This window comes from Streptomyces sp. NPDC008313 (genome assembly GCF_042956125.1).
Lineage (GTDB): Bacteria > Actinomycetota > Actinomycetes > Streptomycetales > Streptomycetaceae > Streptomyces.
This window is the reverse complement of the sequence record NZ_JBIBFR010000027.1, coordinates 26,401-44,822: the sequence shown is the minus strand read 5'-3', so window position 1 is coordinate 44,822 and position 18,422 is coordinate 26,401. Positions and strand designations below refer to the sequence as shown.

General features: G+C 72.5%; 15 protein-coding genes. 5 read left to right on the top strand and 10 right to left on the bottom strand.

Going from position 1 to position 18,422, the window contains the following annotated elements; all coding sequences use genetic code 11:
* Positions 1 to 86: 86 nt before the first annotated feature.
* The 4 genes from ACFY93_RS29165 to ACFY93_RS29150 are packed head-to-tail and all read right to left on the bottom strand — an operon-like array spanning position 87 to position 5,722.
* Positions 87 to 1,664, bottom strand: coding sequence for an MFS transporter (locus ACFY93_RS29165; RefSeq protein WP_391364482.1), 1,578 nt, complete (start codon positions 1,662 to 1,664; stop codon positions 87 to 89).
* A gap of 58 nt (positions 1,665 to 1,722) precedes the next feature.
* Entirely contained in the window at positions 1,723 to 3,087 is a 1,365-nt protein-coding gene (locus ACFY93_RS29160) for a cytochrome P450 (protein WP_391364480.1), read from the bottom strand.
* Positions 3,081 to 4,151, bottom strand: coding sequence for an alpha-hydroxy-acid oxidizing protein (locus ACFY93_RS29155; RefSeq protein ID WP_391364478.1), 1,071 nt, complete (start codon positions 4,149 to 4,151; stop codon positions 3,081 to 3,083). The genes ACFY93_RS29160 and ACFY93_RS29155 overlap by 7 nt, the downstream gene beginning before the upstream one ends.
* Positions 4,148 to 5,722, bottom strand: a complete 1,575-nt coding sequence (locus ACFY93_RS29150; protein WP_391364476.1) for an NAD(P)-binding domain-containing protein — start codon at positions 5,720 to 5,722, stop codon at positions 4,148 to 4,150. The genes ACFY93_RS29155 and ACFY93_RS29150 overlap by 4 nt, the downstream gene beginning before the upstream one ends.
* A 62-nt stretch (positions 5,723 to 5,784) precedes the next feature.
* Here ACFY93_RS29150 and ACFY93_RS29145 point away from each other — a divergent pair, with 62 nt between their 5' ends.
* Positions 5,785 to 7,302: an aromatic amino acid lyase gene (locus ACFY93_RS29145; protein ID WP_391364474.1), complete on the top strand. Its 1,518-nt coding sequence runs from the start codon at positions 5,785 to 5,787 to the stop codon at positions 7,300 to 7,302.
* Here ACFY93_RS29145 and ACFY93_RS29140 read toward each other — a convergent pair.
* The 5 genes from ACFY93_RS29140 to ACFY93_RS29120 form a co-directional block, all read right to left on the bottom strand.
* Complete coding sequence (locus ACFY93_RS29140; protein WP_391364472.1) at positions 7,217 to 8,545, bottom strand: ATP-binding protein; 1,329 nt, start codon at positions 8,543 to 8,545, stop codon at positions 7,217 to 7,219. The two genes, ACFY93_RS29145 and ACFY93_RS29140, sit on opposite strands and share 86 nt — an antisense overlap.
* The gene (locus ACFY93_RS29135; RefSeq protein WP_391364471.1) at positions 8,542 to 9,222 is read right to left on the bottom strand and encodes a response regulator; all 681 of its coding nucleotides are present in this window, start codon (positions 9,220 to 9,222) and stop codon (positions 8,542 to 8,544) included. Before ACFY93_RS29135 ends, ACFY93_RS29140 begins: the two co-directional genes overlap by 4 nt.
* A 250-nt stretch (positions 9,223 to 9,472) precedes the next feature.
* Positions 9,473 to 11,344: a SpoIIE family protein phosphatase gene (locus ACFY93_RS29130; protein ID WP_391364470.1), complete on the bottom strand. Its 1,872-nt coding sequence runs from the start codon at positions 11,342 to 11,344 to the stop codon at positions 9,473 to 9,475.
* Positions 11,345 to 11,484: 140 nt separating this feature from the next.
* Positions 11,485 to 12,390: a PaaX family transcriptional regulator C-terminal domain-containing protein gene (locus ACFY93_RS29125; RefSeq protein WP_391364468.1), complete on the bottom strand. Its 906-nt coding sequence runs from the start codon at positions 12,388 to 12,390 to the stop codon at positions 11,485 to 11,487.
* Positions 12,387 to 12,980, bottom strand: a complete 594-nt coding sequence (locus ACFY93_RS29120; protein ID WP_391364594.1) for a GNAT family N-acetyltransferase — start codon at positions 12,978 to 12,980, stop codon at positions 12,387 to 12,389. Before ACFY93_RS29120 ends, ACFY93_RS29125 begins: the two co-directional genes overlap by 4 nt.
* A gap of 192 nt (positions 12,981 to 13,172) precedes the next feature.
* Between ACFY93_RS29120 and ACFY93_RS29115 the strand changes: the two genes are divergently transcribed.
* Positions 13,173 to 14,216: a CocE/NonD family hydrolase gene (locus ACFY93_RS29115; RefSeq protein WP_391364466.1), complete on the top strand. Its 1,044-nt coding sequence runs from the start codon at positions 13,173 to 13,175 to the stop codon at positions 14,214 to 14,216.
* Positions 14,217 to 14,416: 200 nt separating this feature from the next.
* On the opposite strand, the gene ACFY93_RS29110 is transcribed toward ACFY93_RS29115, so the two are convergent.
* Complete coding sequence (locus ACFY93_RS29110; RefSeq protein WP_391364464.1) at positions 14,417 to 15,139, bottom strand: TetR family transcriptional regulator; 723 nt, start codon at positions 15,137 to 15,139, stop codon at positions 14,417 to 14,419.
* Between the two features lie 169 nt (positions 15,140 to 15,308).
* Between ACFY93_RS29110 and ACFY93_RS29105 the strand changes: the two genes are divergently transcribed.
* The 3 genes from ACFY93_RS29105 (at position 15,309) to ACFY93_RS29095 (ending at position 18,205) form a co-directional block, all read left to right on the top strand.
* On the top strand, positions 15,309 to 16,427 hold the full coding sequence (locus ACFY93_RS29105) for a serine hydrolase (RefSeq protein ID WP_391364462.1): 1,119 nt from the start codon (positions 15,309 to 15,311) through the stop codon (positions 16,425 to 16,427).
* A 312-nt stretch (positions 16,428 to 16,739) separates the two neighbouring features.
* The gene (locus ACFY93_RS29100) at positions 16,740 to 17,228 is read left to right on the top strand and encodes a GNAT family N-acetyltransferase (protein WP_391364460.1); all 489 of its coding nucleotides are present in this window, start codon (positions 16,740 to 16,742) and stop codon (positions 17,226 to 17,228) included.
* Positions 17,229 to 17,347: 119 nt separating this feature from the next.
* Positions 17,348 to 18,205 (top strand): SAM-dependent methyltransferase, encoded by an 858-nt coding sequence (locus tag ACFY93_RS29095; RefSeq protein WP_391364459.1) that lies wholly within the window; start codon positions 17,348 to 17,350, stop codon positions 18,203 to 18,205.
* Positions 18,206 to 18,422: the final 217 nt, after the last annotated feature.

The window sequence follows — 18,422 nt, the reverse complement described above, 5'->3', positions numbered from 1 at the left end:
CACCGTGCCCCGCTCTCGCCGTTCGCGAGGGCGGGGCACAGACCGTGGGTGCGGGTGCGACGCCGGGAACGCGACGTCGCACCCGCTCATGGGGTCTCGCCGCCCTCCTCGCCCGGTGCCCGCGACGCCGTCGTGGTCCCCTCGGCCGCGGGAACGGCCTCGCCGCGCACGAGATCGTCGAGTTCGGCGTCCAGCCGGGCGGCGTCCTCGGGATGCGGGATCATGGCCCGCGGATTGCTCCCGCGAAGCGCGACGGCGGTCCCGGCCAGGGCCATCGGGAGCGCGACGAGCACCGCGGCGGTGCGCATGCCACCCGGCGCGGAGAGGATCAGTGCGACGAGAGGGGGGCCGAAGGCTCCGCCGGATTTGCCGACCGCGGCGGCCCAGCCACCGGCGGTCCCCCGGATGGCCAAGGGATAGATCTCGGCCGTGTAGGGGCCGATGAGAGCGATGACACCGGCGGTTCCGGCGAACAGCAGCATCACGGCGGTCAGCAGAACGGGCCGTCCGCCGTCCATGCCGACGACGGCCAGCGCGAGCAGGGCCACGACGGTGAGAGCCGCGTAGACGACCATGGTGCCCCTCGCCGACCAGCGCATGTAGAGCCACGCGGCCACCACGCAGGTGGGGATGGACAGCAGCGACGAGACGAACAGCAGCGTCGCGGCGGACATGCCGTGCTCGTGCGAGTCCTCCAACTGGCTGGGCAGGAAGGTGATGAAGCCCCAGTAGACGACGCCCCACGCGAGCGCGTAGCCGCTGACGACCAGTGTCCTGGCCGTCTGCGGGTGCTTGAACAGGGTGGAGGCGGGGACGCGCCCGGACCGTGACCGCTGGGCGGTGAAGGCGGCCGACTCCGGGATCCACCGGTTCAGTCCGATGAGGATCAGGACCAGCGGAAGCTGGGCGAACCACGCCACGCGCCACCCGGTCAGCGGGATGAGCACCGCGGCCAGCCCGGCGGCAGCCATGTAGCCGCCGGTGGTGGTGAGTCCGGCCTGGAGCACCATGATGGCGGCGCGCCGGCCGGGCGGCAGGCTCTCGGTCATCAGGGCGTAGACGACGGGCAGCATGCCGCCGGCCGCCATCCCCATCAGCGCGCACATGACGAGGACGCCGCCGAAGGTCGGCATGGCGCCGCACACCGTCGTACCGAGGAACAGCAGGGACGCGATGAGGATCGTGGCCCTGCGCCCGATCCGGTCCGCGGCGCGGCCTCCCACGAGCGATCCCAGTACCGTGCCGCTGAGTGCCACCGTGGGCAGCCAGGCGATCTCGGCGGCACCGAGGCCGAATTCGGCGCGCATGCCGGGCTGGATGAACGCCAGGGTGGCGGGTTTCATCTGGTCCACCATCAGCGCGAAGCTCAGCACGCCGATGAGACGGCGCCGGCTCGCCCGGGTCGTGCGGGCCGGGGCGGGCGCGGCCGCGGGGCCCGTCCCGGGAGGCTGCACGACCGAGAACCCGGAGAGCGCCACGCCCACGACGATGGCGGCCATGGCGGCCCACATCACCCACGACATCCCCATCATCGCCATGTGGAAGTCCATCGACGCGGAGTCGACGAACATCCATACGTGCTGGGCGACACCGGCGCACGTGAGGGCGACGCCTGCCCAGAACATCAGGGGCCGGGGGATGAGCGACACCGGCTGCGCGGGCACGGTCACCTCCCCGCCTCGCGGGCCGCCGGAACGAACGTGGGGCCGGGCCCGGCGGGCGTCATCCGCTCCCTCTTTCCGTAGGGGGGACCGGACAGCCGCCGGTCCGCCGCTCGTCGAAGTACCGGGCCGCCAGGCGCAGTCGGCGGGCGTGGAGCACCATGACCGTGCCGAGCACCAGCTGGCGTACGCCCCGGGTGACGTCCTCCACCCCGTCCCGCAGCCGGACGAAGCTCCGCAACGCGTTCAGGCGCCGGGGGTTCGGGGGCACCCCGCGCGGAATCAGCAGACAGGGCGCCCGGTGCGGGATGGAGCGGGTGTGCGAGGCCGTCGAGTCCAGCTGGAATCTGCCGAGGACCTCGCGGACCGCGGCGCGCAGCACGAGCGGAGAGAGCCGCCAGGCCGGACAGGGACGGTTCTTCGCCACGCCGTACGGGATGTGATGCGCGTCCTTGGCGGCCAGGCGCGTCCAGCGGTCCGGGTCGAACACGTCGGGCCGTTCGTATCCGGTGGCGTGGTAGTCGGGGTAGCTGAAGCAGACCACGGAACCGGCCGGCAGCGCAGTCTCCTCGTCGAGGACGATCTCACCCGTGGTGATGCGGTGGGCGATGCCGAACAGCGGGTACCTCCGCATCGTCTCGTCGAGTACCTGCGTCATGTACCGGTCGTCCTGGGGGTCCGCCGCCAGGCGGTGCTGCACCCGTGGGTGGCGGGCGAGGGCGAGCAGGACGTGCGCGGTCGCCTCGGACAGCTGCACGACCGCCGTGTTGAAGAAGGTTCCCTGAAGGTAGTGGACCTGCTCCGGCAGCGACAGGGAGGCCGGCAGGCGGTGCGGTACGTCGCCGGCCGCGACCCGGTCCCGCAGATAGGCCGTCAGCCGGGCCCGGCGCCGCGGGTGGCGCAGACCGGTGCACTTCAGGGCGGTGATCACGTCATCGGCGTGAGCGGTGATCAGGTCCCGGGCCCGCGGCGGGCACGGCTCCTTGAAGACCAGCTCGTAGGCGAACGCGGCCCAGGCGGGCATCACCAGGTCCCGCAGCCGTACCAGACTGACGCGCGTGTCCGGCAGTGTGTCCAGGACACCGGCGACGGCGCGGGCGGCCGCCGCCGTGAGCTCGTCCGAGCTTCCGGCGACGATGCGCCGCGTGGCCGCGGCCACGTCCTCGTAGCGCTCGCCCGGCTCGAGGTGTTCCTGGTGCACCTCCGGTCCCGGCGCCAGCCAGTACCAGAACAGGTCGGACAGTCCCGCCCCCTCGCTCCGCCCGTTCGCGGCCGGGTGGGCGTAGACCCGCTCGAACACGTTTGGTCCGTGGGTGGCGTTGGGCAGGGTCACCACCCGGTCGCCGTTGACCTTCTCGAAGATGCGTACGCGCAGCGCCACCACGGAGCGCGGCAGCCACCACGTCTCCGTCCGGCCCCTCACCACGTCCCGCCCTTCCGCACGACCATGTCTGCCGTCAGATCGGCGTTCCGGCGCCCGCCGCACAGGGCGAGCGTGTGGTCGTACTCTTCGCGCAGTGTCGCCAGGACCCGCCGCACCCCCGCCTCGCCCCCGGCGGCCAGACCCCACACCACGGGGCGTCCGACGCCGACGGCGCTCGCGCCCAGCGCGAGCGCCACCGCGGCATCGCTGCCCCGGCGCACCCCTCCGTCGAGCAGGACCGGCACCCGGCCCGCGACCACGCCGGCGATCGCCGGCAGGCAGTCCACGGCCGCCGGGACCGCGTCGCACTGGCGGCCCCCGTGGTTGGAGACGATCACCCCGGCCGCGCCGTGCTCGACGGCCAGCCGCGCGTCGTCCGGGTGCAGCACCCCTTTGACCAGCACGGGAAGCGCGGTACCGCGCACGGCCTGCGCGAGGTCCTGCCAGCGGACCTCCGGGGACATGGGGATGTCGGTGAGGCCGCCCGGCGGGGCGCCGGGCAGGTCGCGCATGTTCTCCGCGGCGTATCCGGGCGGCAGGTCGGTGAACCCGTTGCGCAGGTCCCTGGCGTGCCGGCCGAACACCGGCGAGTCGACGGTGACGACCAGTGCCGTGCAGCCCGCGTCCTCGGCACGCCGGACGAGGGCCGCGGTCACCTCCTCGCGGGGGTGCAGATACAGCTGGAACCACACGGCCGGGTCCGGGGCCGCCTCGCGCGCCGCGCCGACGACGTCGGACACCGCGGTGGTCGCGGCCGTCCCCGTCACCAGGACGGCGCCCTCGGCCGCGGCGGCACGGGCCGTGGCCCGCTCGCCGTCCGGGTGCACCAGCCGGTGGAAGGCGGTGGGTGCGACGAACACCGGCGCCGTCCGCCGGGCGCCCGGCAGATCGACGGCGGTGTCCCGCGTCCCGCTGCCGCGCAGCACCCTGGGCAGCAGCGCGTACCGGTCGAACGCCCGCTCGTTGTCGGCGAGGACGCGTTCCTCGCCCGCGCCGCCCGCCACGTAGTCGTGGACGACCGGATCCAGCGTCTCGCGTGCGCTGTCGTGCAGTTCGCGGAGCGTCACGGCGCCACCGTGGCGGCCGGGCCGCGGTGCGCGGTGAGGAAGGCCTCCAGCGGGGCGCGGTGGACCTCCTCGCTGTCCCACTCGTTCTCCAGGTTCTCGGTGAGGTGGTGCTCGGCGACGAACTCGCCGTCGCGGTACCAGCGCACGACCGGATGCAGATAGCGGCCGTCCAGACCCGACACGTCCTGCTGGGACTTGCGGCCCGCGGAGACGTCGAAGGGGTCCACCCGGTCGTGGTCCTCCCCGTACTCCAGCGTGATCACCGCGTGGGCCGCCACCTCGCCGAAGTCCCCGGCGCGCACGGCGCCCGGCACGTGGGCCACGGGCACCTCCTCCGCGTAGCGCAGTGTGCCGTCCGGGGCGAGCAGCAGCAGGTCGCCGAGGACGGCGAACTGCTGCCACAGCGCGGAGGACCGGTTGACGCGGGTGATCACCGCGTCGACGGCCCGCTCCGTCGCCGCCCCGAGCTCCGACGTCGGCCAGGGCACCTGGGCGTGGCGCTGCCGCAGCCCGCGGTGCAGCGCCCGCACCGCGTAACGGAAGCCGTGGATGAAGCCGGTCGTGGCCTTCCGGAAGTCACGGCCCTGCATCAGCGTCCCCGCGAAGTACAGGCCGGGCACGTTGACCGACTCGCCGAGCGGCGTCAGCGCCGGGAAACGGTCGTTGATCATCAGGTCCGGCGCGCAGGTCTCGTCGAAGATCGAGCCGTCGAACCGGAAGCCGGTCGCGACGATCACCCGGTCGTAGCGGATCTCCTTGACCACCTCGTCGACCCGCTCGAAGGAGACCCGCACGCGGTAGCCGTCCGGCCCCCGTTCGATGGCGAGGACCCGGCCGTCGAGGAGGGCGTTCTGCGACTTCAGCTGGTAGCTGTCCAGGAAGTTGTTGTAGACCGCGCGCAGATGGCCCACGTAGTGCGTCCGCCAGGCCATCTGCAGCGAGCCGGAGCCGACGACGTGGATGACGGCGGCCGTCTCCATCAGGTTCTCGGCGGTCTCGAAGGCGGAGTTGCCCCGGCCGATGATGAGCACGCGCTGATCGGTGAAGGACCGCGGATCGGTGTCGATCGTGTCGTAGCGTTCGGCCAGTTCGACGCCCGGGACCGATGGCAGGTTCGGCACGGGCATCCCGGTGGCGACCACCAGATGCCGTGCCCGCCATGCCGTTCCCGTGTGGTCGGTGACGGCGAAGCCCCCGGCGTCACGGGAGACCTTCTCGACGGCGGTGTCGTACCGCACACGCACGCCGGTCCGGGAGGCGAAGTCCGTCAGATAGCGCACCAGGTCGTCGGCCGGCGGGAAGTAGCGGGGGCTGTAACGGGTGAACAGCAGCTCCGGGTCGTCGCTGAGCAGGGAGTTCCAGTCCATCCGCAGCCGCAGCTCCGGATCGTCGTACCCCGTGTGCACCTTGTTGTTCGAGATCAGGTAGCGGTGCCGGGGGAACCGCGTGAAGAACGTACCCGGACCACTGCCACGCTCCAGAACGACATAGTCCGCGCCGTCCCGCTCCAGAAGGGCGGCGAGCTGCAGCCCGGCAGGTCCCGCGCCGATGATCAGATAGTCATGGGTCATGGTCCGGAAGCTAGCCAGTGGATTTCAGAGCGCTCTGAGATTCACCGCCTACGTTTCGCCACGTGCCCACCACCACGAACGCCGTCTCCCTCACCGGCCCCCCGGACTCCGCCGCCCTGCGCCGCGCGGCGGCCCCGCTCACCGTCACCGTGGACGACGAGGCCCGGGCGCGACTGGAGCGCGGCCGCCGCTTCTTCCACGGCCTGCGGCACGGCGACGGCGACGGCCAAACCCCTCGGATCTACGGCGCCACCACCGGATTCGGCGCACTCGTGGGCTACGCCGGCCGACCCGACGAGGCGGACCAGTGCGACAACACCCTGGCCCACCTCGGAGCCGGCCAGGGCCCCGACCTGCCGCACGACGTCTGCCGCGCCGCCCTCCTGCTGCGCACGTGGTCCCTCGCCCAGGGCGCGTCCGGTGTGTCCGCCGAGGTCGTCGACCGGCTCGCCGCGATGTTGGCCACGACCTTCTCGCCCGCCGTCCCCCGCTACGGCTCCGTCGGGGCGAGCGGCGACCTCATCCCGCTCGCCTACGCCACCCAGGCGCTGCGCGGCCGGGGGCACGCCTACCTGGACGGCCGCCGCATGCCGGCCGACGAGGCGCTGACCGCCGCCGGGCTGCGCCCACTCGCCCTGAACGGCCGCGACGCGCTCGCCCTCGTCAACGGCACCTCCGTCACCACCGCGGCCACGGCCCTGGCCCACGACACCGTCCGCGCGGCGCACCGCTCGCTGGCCGCGCTCACCTGCCTTCTGGCCGACCTCCTCGGCTGCGACCCCGGCTTCCTCGACGCGGACCTGCTGCGCGTGTACGGCCACCCCGGCGCGGTCGCCGTCGGCGCGCGCATGCGGGGGACGCTCACCGGCCTCACCCCCTCCGGAACGCGGCCGCTCCAGGAGCCGTACAGCATCCGGTGCGCCCCGCAGCTGCTCGGCGCCGCCGAGGACGCGTTGCGCTACGTCGACGGCGTGGTCGCCGCTGATCTCGGCGGCATCAGCGACAACCCGCTGTTCTTCCCCGACGACGAGACGGGGAAGGGAAAGGTGGTGCACGGCGGGAACTTCTTCGGGCAGCCCGCCGCGTTCGCCGCCGACCTGCTCGCCTCCGTCACCGCCCAGCTCGGCAATCTCGCCGAGCGCCAGCTCGACCTGCTGACGGACCCGGCACGCAACGGTGGGCTGCCGCCGATGCTCGCCACCGAGCCGGGGCAGCAGCACGGACTCCAGGGCGTGCAGCTGGCCGGCACCGCGTTCGTGGCGGAGATCCGCCGGAACGCGACCCCGGCGAGCATGCAGAGCCTGCCGACGAACCTGCACAACCAGGACGTCGTACCGTTCGGCACGCAGGCCGCCCTGCGCTCCTACGACATGGCGGAGCTGCTCGGCCTGCTGTGCGGATCGCTCGCGCTCGGTCTGCGCCAGGCCGTCCACGTCGGCGCCCGCCGCCCCACCGCGCCCCGGTGCGCGGAACTCCTCGACGCCCTCGTCGAGATCATTCCTCCGGTCGAGCCGGACCGTCCGCTGGACGCGGACGTCCGCGCCGCGGCCCGACTGCTCGCCACGCATGAGCCGCGGTGAGCGGACGCGCCCGGTCCGGTGCGGTGGGCGCGTACTCCGGCAGCCGGATGGTGAACCGGGCGCCGTGGCCCGGACGTCCGGTGGCGGCGACCGTGCCCCGGTGGCGCGTGACGACCTCGCGCAGCAGCGCGAGCCCCAGCCCGTAGCGTCCGCGGTCGCTGTCGCCGCTGCCGCGGTGGAACCTCTGGAACAGCTGGTCGACCGTGGCGGGGTCGAAACCGGGCCCGGTGTCCGTGACGGTCAGCCCGACCAGACCGGCGGAGCGCGACAGGGTCACCTCGACCCGCCCCCCGTCCGGGGTGTGGCTGATCGCGTTGGACAGCAGCTCACCGACGGCACGGCGCAGCGCGGACTCTATGCCGTCGACGACGAGGGGATGCGGTGGGCCGTCCACGACGACGGTGAGGCGGCGGGCCCGCGCCCGCTCCGACTCCTCGGCCACCACCGACCGGGCCAGCGCGACCAGATCGACCGGTCGGCGCTCCGACGGCCGCTCCGGATCCGCCGCGAGGCTCGCCGACAGCAGCAGGTCGTCGAGTACCTCGCCGAGCCGGCCGGCCGAATCGGCCAGCCGGGCCAGCCCGTCGCGATGCGGGTCCGGCATCTCCTGGGCGGCCGCCTGCCGGGCCAGCACCTGCGCGCGCGTGTACACCTGGGTGATCGGTGTGCGCAGTTCGTGACTGGCGTCCGTGACGAACCGCTCCTGCCGGGTGAGGGCTTCCGCCAGCGGGGCCACGGCCCGCCGTCCGAGGACCGCCCCGGTGACGGCCGCGGCCAGCAGCCCCACCACTTCGCCGACGGCCAGCGCGAACCACAGATGGTCGCGGTCGGCCAGCTGGAAGCGCATGTCGAACACCGCCTGCACCACGTCCCCGTCCGCCCGGAGCTGGGTGCGCACCAGATAGACCGTGCCGTCGCGCCGCAGGGTGCGCTCCACGGCTTCCCGGGTCTCGCGCACCCGGTCCACGTCGACGCGCAACGGGAATCCGTCCGGGGCGTTGGGCAGGGGGGCCACGCCGGGCGCGTAGAGCCAGGTGCACACCGGAGGGCTGGTCAGATCGCCGTACCCCGCGCCGTAGCGCAGCTCACGCCACACCTGGTCGTTCTGGGCGTGCACCATCACCGTGTGCGCGACGCCCCCCACGGCCGTGATCAGCAGCGTGATGATCGCCCCGGTGATCACGGTGATCCGCAGACGCGCCCGGCGCACCGCCGCCCACTCGGTGGACGCCGGCGGACTCACAGCGCCCCCAGGCGGTATCCGAGACCCCGGACCGTGCGCACGACCTGCCGGCCCAGCTTGCGGCGCAGGTAGTAGACGTAGGTGTCGACGATGGACGACGCGGGCGCCTCCTGGAACACCAGCCGGCGCAGCTCCGCCCGCGAGTGCACGGCCGCGGGACGTGAGGCGAGCGCCCACAGCAACGCGAACTCCCGGGCGGCGAGGGCGACCTGCTCGCCACTGGCCAGCTCGACCTCCCGGCGGCCGACGTGCAGGTGTCCCGACCCGATCCTGAGGACGTCGGTGGCGTCGAGCGCCCGTCGGCACAACGCCCTTAATCGGGCGCTCAGTTCGTCCAGCTCGAACGGCTTGACGAGGTAGTCGTCGGCGCCGGCGTCCAGTCCGTCGACCCGGTCGTGCACCGTCCCCATCGCGGTCAGCAGCAGTACGGGCGTCCGGACGGCGCGGGATCGTAACCTGCTCAAAAGGTCGAGGCCGTCGAGTACCGGCAGGCGCCGGTCGACGACGAGCACGTCGTACTGCCGGGAGAGTCCGAGATGCAGGCCTCTCTGGCCGTCGGTCGCGACGTCGACCGCGTACCCCTCGTCCCGCAGTATGCCGGAGAGCATGTCGACCAGTTCCCGGTCGTCCTCGACCAGCAGGAGCCGCCAGGGATCCCGCGAGTGTCTCTGCGTCACAGTCGTACCTTCCTCACCCCTCCCCGCAACCCGTGTCAACGCCCCCGCACGGGAGGGGGTTCCCGCACGGGGGAGGAGGGGTTCGGAGGAGGGAGGCCCGGGGGAGGCCGGTGGACACGGGAGGCACGTTTCTGCGGCCGCCCTCTGCGCAGGGGTGGGCGGGGTGCGTCCGTGAGCCGGGGTGGCGCCGAGCCTGACCGTGCATGCACGCGGGACATCCGCCGGCCGGCGATCGACCGTCGCGCACGTCCTATGCGTCGGGTCCGTCCGGGGGGTGCAGTGCTTCGCGCGCGTCATGTGTGGGGTCCTGCACGGGCGCCTGTTCCTGCAGTGAGCCGGGGGCGGCTCTCTCCGGGGCGGCGGGGCTGTGGGCGTTCTGGTCCGGTGGTGGCGGGCTGTGGTCGTCGGGGGTCCCGGCCCCGGCGGGAGGCAGGCGCAGGGCGAGCAGGGCGGTGTCGTCGCCGCGGGGATCAAGGCGTTGCAGGATCTGGTCGCAAAAGTCGTCGACGGTTCGGGCGCGCAGTCGCTGGGCCAGGACGGAGGCGTGGTGGCGGAGTTTGGCCATACCAGCGTCGATGGGGCGGTCCCGGCTCTCGACGAGGCCGTCGGTGTAGAAGAGCAGAGTGCTCTCCGCGGGAAGATTCTCGTACGCGTCCGGCCAGGTCAGACCCAGGTGCATGGTGGCGCTCATGCCGATGAGCGGTCCGTGCCCACGGGTGAGGAAGCGTGTCGCCCCGTCAGGTGTGATCAGCAGCGGCGGGGGGTGGCCGGCGTTGACCCAGTGCAGCCGCCAGGGTCCTCCTTCCTCGCCTTCGATGCGGGCGAAGATCAGCGTGGCCATCGGCGCGTCGCTGGTGTTGGTCACCGCCTCGTCCAGCCGGCGCATGATCATGCTGGGTGGCTCCACGTGGGTCCAGGCGAGAGCGCGCAGCATGTTGCGTACCTCGGCCATGTGGGCCGCGGCCTGCAGATCGTGGCCCACGACGTCTCCGATCACCAGGGCCATCACGCCGTCGGCGAGCAGGAAGGCGTCGTACCAGTCGCCGCCGACCTCCATGGTGCGCTGCGCCGGCAGATAGCGGGCGGCCATCCGCAGGTGGTCGACCTGTGGCAGTGGTGCCAGGAGCTGGCGTTGCATGGTCTCCGCGACGTTGCGCTGCTCGTGATAGAGCCGGCTGTTGTCCAGCACCAGCGCCAGCCGGCGCCCGATGTCGGCGAGCAGCCGCCTTTCGGCCTCGGCGGGCGGATGTGAATCCTCGGACGGTGCCACGGTCAGGATGCCGTAGTACTGCCGACGGGACCGGATCGGCACCGCGGTGGCCCAGCGGCCGCCGAGCCGCTCGAACAGGATCCGGTGATCGGCCGCAGGCGGCGTTCCCGCTTCCCCTGTGGCGGGGGCACGGAGCAGGACGGGATCGTCGCCGCGGATGAACTCTGGCGGAAACTGGGCCGCGGACTGCGGCAGTGGTCCCGTCAGCCGTCTGGAGGCACCGGGACGGGTGTGGCTGCGCACGGCGACACGCTGCAGGATGCCGGCCCCGGCGTCGAAGAGGTCGACGGCGGCCCAGTCACCGAGTTCCGGTACCAGGAGCGAAAGCAGTCTCCGCGCTGCGGCAGTCGCGTCCATGTTGTGGGACATGAGCACCGAGGAGACGTCGGCAAGGAGATTCAGCCGGCCGGTGAGTGCCTCCAGAGCTGCCGTGTAGGCGATCGTCCGCTCCTCGGCGTCGCGGTGCGGGCTGAAATCGCTGAAGACGATCACCAAGCCGTCCGGCCTCCCGGGCAGCACGAGCGCCGTCGCCGACCAGATGATCGGCAGGAGGGTGCCGTCACCGCGCAGGAAGTACTCCTCGCTTCCCGTCGAGGCGTCGCGGCTGCCGGTCAGCGGAGTCCGCATCAGGCACTGCTCACGGGGAACCAGGCTGCCGTCAGGGCTGCGGTGGAGCAGATCATGCGCGTTGTGCCCCAGCATCCGCGCTGCCGGCCGGCCCAGCAGACCCTCCGCCCACGGATTGACGTACGTGATCAGACCGGCTGAGTCCATGGTGAAGACCCCGGCGCCCAGATCGCGCAGGACGGCATAGGTGAAGCCGGGGCTCCGCTCGGCGCTCGTACCGGTCATGGGGTACCACTCCTCACGACCAGGGTTGCAGACGCGGGCCCACGCGCGCCCGTCGCACCGGTGACGCGCCGGTGAACCACTCAGGGAGCGGACGGACACGCCGCCGCGCGCTCTCGACCGAGCCGGACACCGTCCGCCCCCTACAGGGGAGCCTGGTCCTGTGCTGGGGCCATGGTGTCGGAGTAGAGGGCGAACACGGCAGGGGTGTGGGTGTCGCCTGGCGGGTGGTTCTCGCGCAGGTGGTTCCAGCAGGCGGCTGCCAGCCTGCGGGCGCGCGTTCCGGGCCAGGGCCGGGGCAGGAGTTCCGGCGGCAGGAGGGGATCGGGCTCCATGGCCGTGGTGAACTGTGCGGCGAGTTCGACGGCCATGGTGAGTCGCCCGGCGCCGGAGAGTCCTCCCTCGGCGAGCTCGGCCAGACAGGTCTCGGCGAAGGCCGCGAGGCGGTCGTGCCGCTGCGCGATGTCGGCGAGCGGCCACAGGGCGGCGGCCAGCGCGCGGGGTTCGGCGATGTCGCCGATCCGCAGGTCTGTCGTGGTGAGGCGAGTGAGGGTGTCGATGACGCCGAGATGGCGGGCGTGCGCCTCGACGACCTCGGTGACGGAGTTGGCGGTGACGTACAGGCCGTTCTGGACCGGTGCGGCGCCGAGGTGGAGCAGGCGCTCGCGCAGTGCGTCGCGGGCGGTGCGGCGCGCTTCGGGGACGGCGAAGGCGAACAGGTGCCAGGTGCCGTCCCAGGGGGCGAGTCCGGCGTCCTGCCGGTAGGCGTGGCGGACGTAGGCCGCGTCGGGTGCGAGCGATCCGGTGACTTCGGCCAGGGCGCGGAGTGTGGCCTTGCGGCCGCGCCCTTCCTGGGTGAAGCGGCCCTCGGCCACGAGTCGTTTCACGCAGAGCCTGATCTGCTGGTCGCTCATGCCGAGCAGGCCGGCGACGGTGTACAGCTGGTCGGCGTCCACGGTGCCGTCCGTTCGGACGAGGGCGTGGACGACGAGCCGGGTGGGGATCTCCGGCCGCCCGGCCCGGCCACCGGCATGCGTGCTGTCGGTCATCGCGCCTTCCGTTCATCGGTCGCGTCCGCCGTGGTGACCGGGCGGCGCATCGTGGTGACCGCACCGAAACCCATCAGGCCTCGCAGGTAGGGGGTCCGCTCGGTGCGGTGGGCGGTGAAGCCGTGCCGCTCGTACAGTGCCCGGGCGCGGGGGTTGGTGTCGATGACGTCCAGGCGGACGCGGCGGCAGCCGTGGTGGACGGCGACGGCGACGATCTCGGCGAGGAGGAGGCTGCCGACGCCCTGGCCGCGGTGGGTCGCGTCGACGGCGATCCCGTCCATGACGAGTTCGTCCGGGGCGGGGGCGCGTTCGAACAGGGCGAGGGCCGCCAGCCGGGGCAGGCCACGGAACAGGCCGTAGGCGGACAGGACATCTCTCACGCCGCCGCCGGTCAGGGCCCGGCCGCCGAGCCGGTAGCCGGCTACGCCCGTCACACGGTCGCCGGCGAGCGCGACGACACCCCGGTCATGGTGGAGGTGGGCGGCGATGAACGCGCGCCCCTTCTCGGGCGGACCGAGTGCCGGGGCGAGCTTGCGGCCGAACGCCTCCCAGTAGAGGGCCGCCACCTGGTCCTCACCGCCGTGGGGGATGCCCCGGCGCACCACCGGCCCGCTGCCTCTCGCCGTCAGGTCCCTGCCCGCTGCCGCCTCCACGCCGCCTCCTTCGTCGTTGGGGGTCACCCTGTGTTGTCCCTTGAGTTGTCGCATCCGATACGTTCATCATAGCAACGAACGTTTGTGATGCGATCGATTCGGGGGTGAGCGGTGCTCGCGAGATGGCGGATGCCGAAGCGGCGCGGATGGCGCTGGACGGTGTGGACGCTGACAGGGGCCCTGGTGATGACCGCGGGACTCGCCGGGGTGGCGGTGTGGCAGAACACCTACCGGCTGCGCGAGGAGAAGGTCTCGATGCGGCACGACGGGAAGGTGCTCAGGGGAGTCCTGGCCCTGCCCACCCGGGGTACCGGACCGTTCGGCCTGGTGGTGTTCGTCCACGGCGACGGGCCGGTCGATGCGACGCACGAGACGTTCTACCGGCCGCTGTGGGAGTCCTTCGCCCGCGCCGGGTACGCGTCGCTTTCGTTCAGCAAGCCCGGCGTCGGCGGCTCGGAGGGGGACTGGCTGGAGCAGAGCATGGACGACCGGGCCGAGGAGACGCTGGCCGCCGTGAGGTGGGCCCGCGGCCGGCCTGACGTCGACGGCCGCCGTATCGGCCTGTGGGGAGCGAGCCAGGCGGGCTGGGTGCTGCCCAAAGCCGCGGCGCGAGACCGGCGGCTGCAATTCGTCATCGCCGTCTCCCCGGCCGTCAACTGGCTGCGGCAGGGCCGCTACAACCTTCTCGCCGAGCTGGACCGGGACGGCGTGAGCGCGGCGCGGAGAGAGGCGGCGCTGCGTCGGCGCGACATTACCCTGGGCCTGTTGCGGAAGGGAGCTTCCTTTGCCGAATACCGGGCCGCGGTCGGTGACGCGGAGGGCATGACGGCGGCACGGTGGGCGTTCATCGCCAAGAACTACCGGTCGGATGCGACCGCCGACCTGCGAGCCATGCGCGGCACGCCGCTGCTGCTGGTGCTGGCCGGCCGCGACGTCAATGTGGACGTCGCCGACACCGAAGCCGTCTACCGGGACGTGCTGCCGGAGGCGGCCTTGAGCGTCGCGCACTATCCGGGCGCCACCCATTCCCTGGTCGACCATGATGTGGAGGACTCGGACTGGCGGCTGACGGCGACCGCGGTCTTCGCGCCGCGCCGGCTGTATACCGGAGGCTTCCTCGCGGATCAGGCCGGGTACATCCGGCGGCTGAACTCCGGTGGGGGTGAGCGGTGACCGCCACCGGACGGCGCCGGGACCGGGCAGTCACTTCGCACCGCACCGAAGCCTCTCCGCTGTCTGGTCCTGACCGCGGGGGGCTCGCCCAGGACGGGGGCCGGGAGACGGCCGAGCGTCGGTATGGCGCCGTCGGGACCGGGAGGCCGGTCCGCCTCCGCGAGCCGCGCAACCTGTGGCAGCGGGCATCGACGAGGACGTCAACCGGCCGCTTCGGCAGTACCTGACCCGTCATCGCTTGCCGACTCTCCCGGGCCGGTCTGCCGGCTCGGACGGGTCGTGGCCTCGATGTGGGTGAGTTGGGCGGTGAGGATCTCTTCGAACGCGGCGCGGCGGTCCGCCCCGAGGGGACGGACGTCGCGGGCGAAGTGGGCCAGGGCCGGGAAGCGTTCGGGGTCGGCGCCCAGAACCGCCACGCGGAACAGCTCCATGCCTTGTTCGTGCTCACCGGGGGTGACGGTGCTGACCCCGGCCTCGGAGGCGATCAGTGCGGCGATGAGAACCGCGATCCGGTGGTAGCGGGCCGGGATCTCGTCGTCGGGCAGGCCCGAGGCGCGCAGGGCCTGCAGCACCTCTTCCATGATCATCCGGGATCCGGTGCCGCTCGACGCGTAGCGTCCCCAGACCGTCGCGAGCTGGGGCTGCTGCCCGAACGCCTCTCTCACCTGCAGGGCGAGGGAGGTGATGCGCTGCTTCCAGTCGCCTTCGGGGCGGTACGCGTCCATCGCGGCCAGAAGAATCCGGTCGGCGACCGCGCGCAGCAGTTCCGTCTTGCTGCGGAAGTGCCGGTAGAGACTGGAGGAATCGGTCCCGAGGACCGCGGCCAGCTTGCGCACGCTGAACGAGTCGGCGTCGCCCGTGCGCAGCAGCTCCGCCGCCGCGTCCAGGATCTCTTCGGTCGACCAACGCCTTCGGCCTGCCATGCCGCCCCTCTCGCCGGACCTCAGCCTAACTCATGCACTCACTGTTGCACGCACCGCGTGCATAATGGGTTCTGGGGATGCCGGCGGGCCGGCACGCCCCTCGTGCCTGTTGTCCCGGGGTGGGCGACCGTTGCGGCGCTCGCCCGGCGAACACGGAAGGACGCATGACATGAAGCACTCACCGGATCACGCGGCACTGAACGCAGCCATCGAGAACGTCCACCGCGCCGGGATGCCGGGCCTGTTCGCCGAGGTGCGGGACGGCGACCAGGTCTGGCGCGGCGCCGCCGGGGTCGCCGATGTCGACACCGGCCGTCCCGTCACCGCCGACATGCGGCACCGCGTCGGCAGCATCACCAAGACGTTCACCGCCGCCGCGGTTCTGCAACAGGTCGAGAGCGGTCGGATCGGTCTCGACACACCGATCGGCCGGTACCTTCCGCGGCTGGTTCCCGCGGAACGCGGCGACGCGATCACGGTCCGGATGCTCATCAACCACACCAGCGGCCTCGCCGAGTACCTCCCGTACGCCTATTCCTCCCTCAAGGCGTTCCCTGCCCTCGCGGAGACGGGACCGCAGAGCCTGGACGACCACCGGCTCACCCGGTTCGACCCCGTGGAACTGATCGGGATGGGAGTCACCGCCCCTGCCGTCGGTACCCCGGGCGGTACTCCGGGGGTGTACTCCAACACCAACTACCTGCTCCTCGTCCAACTCCTGGAAGAGGTCACCGGAGAGACGGCCGAGCACTGCATCACCCGGAACGTCATCGAGCGCGCCGGGCTCCCGGACACCGAGCTCCCCACCGGGCCGTATGTCAGCGGGCCGCACTCGCAGCTCTACGAGTCGTGGTTCGGCATGATCGACCCGCCGCGCGACTACAGCGTCTACGACATGTCATGGGTGGGGCCGTCGGCCTCGCTGATATCGACCGTCACGGACCTCAACCGCTTCTTCGGCATGCTGCTGACCGGGAAGATCGTCGGTCCGTCGTCGCTGGCGCAGATGCAGCGCACCGTCCCGGTCGTCTCCCAGGAGGGGAAGACGATCGACTACGGCCTCGGTCTGCACCCGATGGAGGTTCCCGGTCAGGGCACCTTCTGGGGCCACGGCGGCACGGTGTGGGGAGGTGGAGCGCTGTCCATGACCCGCGCCGACGGCAAGCGGCAGATGTCCGTCGCGGTGAACCTGCAGAGGTGGAACACCCTCGACCCCTCCGGCAGGCCGCGGCCCCACCCCATCGACGACGCGCTCGCGACCCTGTACCGCGTGGCGATGCACGGCTGAGCGAGCAGGCCCGTTGCACCGGAACCCCCGGGCCGACCGGTCGACTTCGGGCACCGGAGTGCCGCGCCGGAGGTGGTGTGAACACCTACGGGATGACGCGCGCGACAGCGACGTGACCGTGCGTCGATGGCCAGGGGCGGCACGGTCGCCGCGCAGCGGACAGCGTGCTTGTGACAACGCGTGGCGACAGCGCGGGCGGGCGCGATTGCAGTAGAAGGCACACGCCGGTAGCCCCGCCTCCGGCTCCCCGTTCGTGCCGGCCGCCGCTGATCCGCCGCAGAGAGGGGCTCCTCGGTGCGGGATACTCATCCGATGGGTTCACGCACTTCCCCGGTCAGCCGGCCGATCACGATTCGGAGGGCCGTCGCGCGGGACGCCAAGCGTCTCACGCGGCTGGTGCGCGGCTCAGGCGCCTACAGGGGCAAGTACGCGGCCGCGGTCGCGGGCTACCGGGTCGGTCCTGATTACATCGAGGCTCATCGCGTTTTCGTGGCCGTCTGCGCCGACGAGCACGGTGACCGGGTCCTCGGGTTCTACTCGCTCGTCCTCGCTCCACCGGAACTCGACCTGCTGTTCGTCGCTGACGAAGTGCAGGGACGGGGTATCGGACGGCTGCTCGTCGCGCACATGTGCTCACAGGCCCGTGCGGCCGGGATCAGTCGTCTCAAGGTCGTGTCGCACGTTACCGCCGAGGACTTCTACCACCGCGTCGGTGCGGTGCGGACCGGAACCGCGTTCGCGAACCCGCCCGCCGTGCCGTGGGACCGTCCCGAATTCGAGTTTCACATCCCTCCGGAATGACGCGGTGTGCCGGCCGGCGGGGCACTGGTGGCCGACTCGCAGGTGCCGTCGCATGCCCGCCGACCGACCGCGGCTGCCACCGGGCGAGACGGCTGGGCCGTGCGGGTTAGGCTGCCCGCATGACTGAGGCACGGGGACGGGCCGAGCCGTCCGGTGTGTGGGCGACGGCTGTGGGCGTGGCCCGGGTGAGGGCCCTGGAGACAGCTCGGGAGGACCCGCTGTTCCGGGATCCGCTGGCGCTCGCCTTCGCCGCAGCCGGGGGAGTCGGCCCGGGTTCACCGCTGCCCGGGCGCGGTGACGAAGCCCAGAGGCGGCGCCGGCTCGGGGTGGCCACCTCGATCGTCATCAGGACCAGGTTCCTGGACGACGTGCTGGACCGGGCCACCGAGGCCGGTGTCCGGCAGGTGGTTCTGCTCGGCGCCGGAATGGACAGCAGGGCCTTCCGGATGGTCTGGCCCGCGGGCACCAGGCTCTTCGAGGTCGACACGGCCGAGCCGCTGGGCTTCAAGGCATCGGTGCTGCGCCAGGAGGGCGCCAAACCCGGTTGTGAGCGGATCACCGTCGCGGTGGACCTCCGCGAGGACTGGCCTGGCGCGCTGGCCGCCGCCGGACACGACCCGGCACTGCCGACGGTGTGGATCGCCGAGGGACTGCTGATCTACCTGCCCGAGGACGCGGTGGAACTGCTCCTCGACCGGGTCGGCGGGCTGTCCGCGAAGGGCAGCAGGATGGGCCTGACCCTGGGGCCGCGCGGTGTGATCGCACGCTTCGCCGACGACGCCGCACCGGGCTCGGCGGCCTCCATGTGGGTCTCGGAGATGCCCGAGGACCCGGTGGGCTGGCTCTCCGGCCTGGGCTGGGACGCGGAGGCCTTCACCCTGCGCGACCGCGCCGCCGCCTACGGCCGCCCGGTCACCACCCCGCCGCAGCAGGACGAGGGCCCGGGCGGGCTGATCTCGGCGGTACGCCACTACTAGCGTCCCTCGTTCGGATCCGGCCCGGCTCGCCGGACCAGGCACCGCACCTCGCGGCGTTGCCGACAGCTCCCTCCCAGAGCCCCCGGCTTCGCTCGGACAGGGAGGTGCTCCCGTGGCGCCGCCGTGGCGCGCCCCTCCGCTTTGCGGCGCGCCCCTCCGCCTGCGGCGTGCCCCTCCGCCTTGCGATGTACGGCACCGGACCCCGCTCCCGTTCTTC

What these genes read in the sequence shown, in the direction of transcription:
- ACFY93_RS29150 (WP_391364476.1), bottom strand. Translation starts at nt 5,722, where the DNA reads ATGACCCATGACTATCTGATCATCGGCGCGGGACCTGCCGGGCTGCAG.
- ACFY93_RS29130 (WP_391364470.1), bottom strand. Translation starts at nt 11,344, where the DNA reads ATGACCGGTACGAGCGCCGAGCGGAGCCCCGGCTTCACCTATGCCGTC.
- ACFY93_RS29125 (WP_391364468.1), bottom strand. Translation starts at nt 12,390, where the DNA reads ATGACCGACAGCACGCATGCCGGTGGCCGGGCCGGGCGGCCGGAGATC.
- ACFY93_RS29115 (WP_391364466.1), top strand. Translation starts at nt 13,173, where the DNA reads ATGCCGAAGCGGCGCGGATGGCGCTGGACGGTGTGGACGCTGACAGGG.
- ACFY93_RS29110 (WP_391364464.1), bottom strand. Translation starts at nt 15,139, where the DNA reads ATGGCAGGCCGAAGGCGTTGGTCGACCGAAGAGATCCTGGACGCGGCG.
- ACFY93_RS29105 (WP_391364462.1), top strand. Translation starts at nt 15,309, where the DNA reads ATGAAGCACTCACCGGATCACGCGGCACTGAACGCAGCCATCGAGAAC.
- ACFY93_RS29100 (WP_391364460.1), top strand. Translation starts at nt 16,740, where the DNA reads ATGGGTTCACGCACTTCCCCGGTCAGCCGGCCGATCACGATTCGGAGG.
- ACFY93_RS29095 (WP_391364459.1), top strand. Translation starts at nt 17,348, where the DNA reads ATGACTGAGGCACGGGGACGGGCCGAGCCGTCCGGTGTGTGGGCGACG.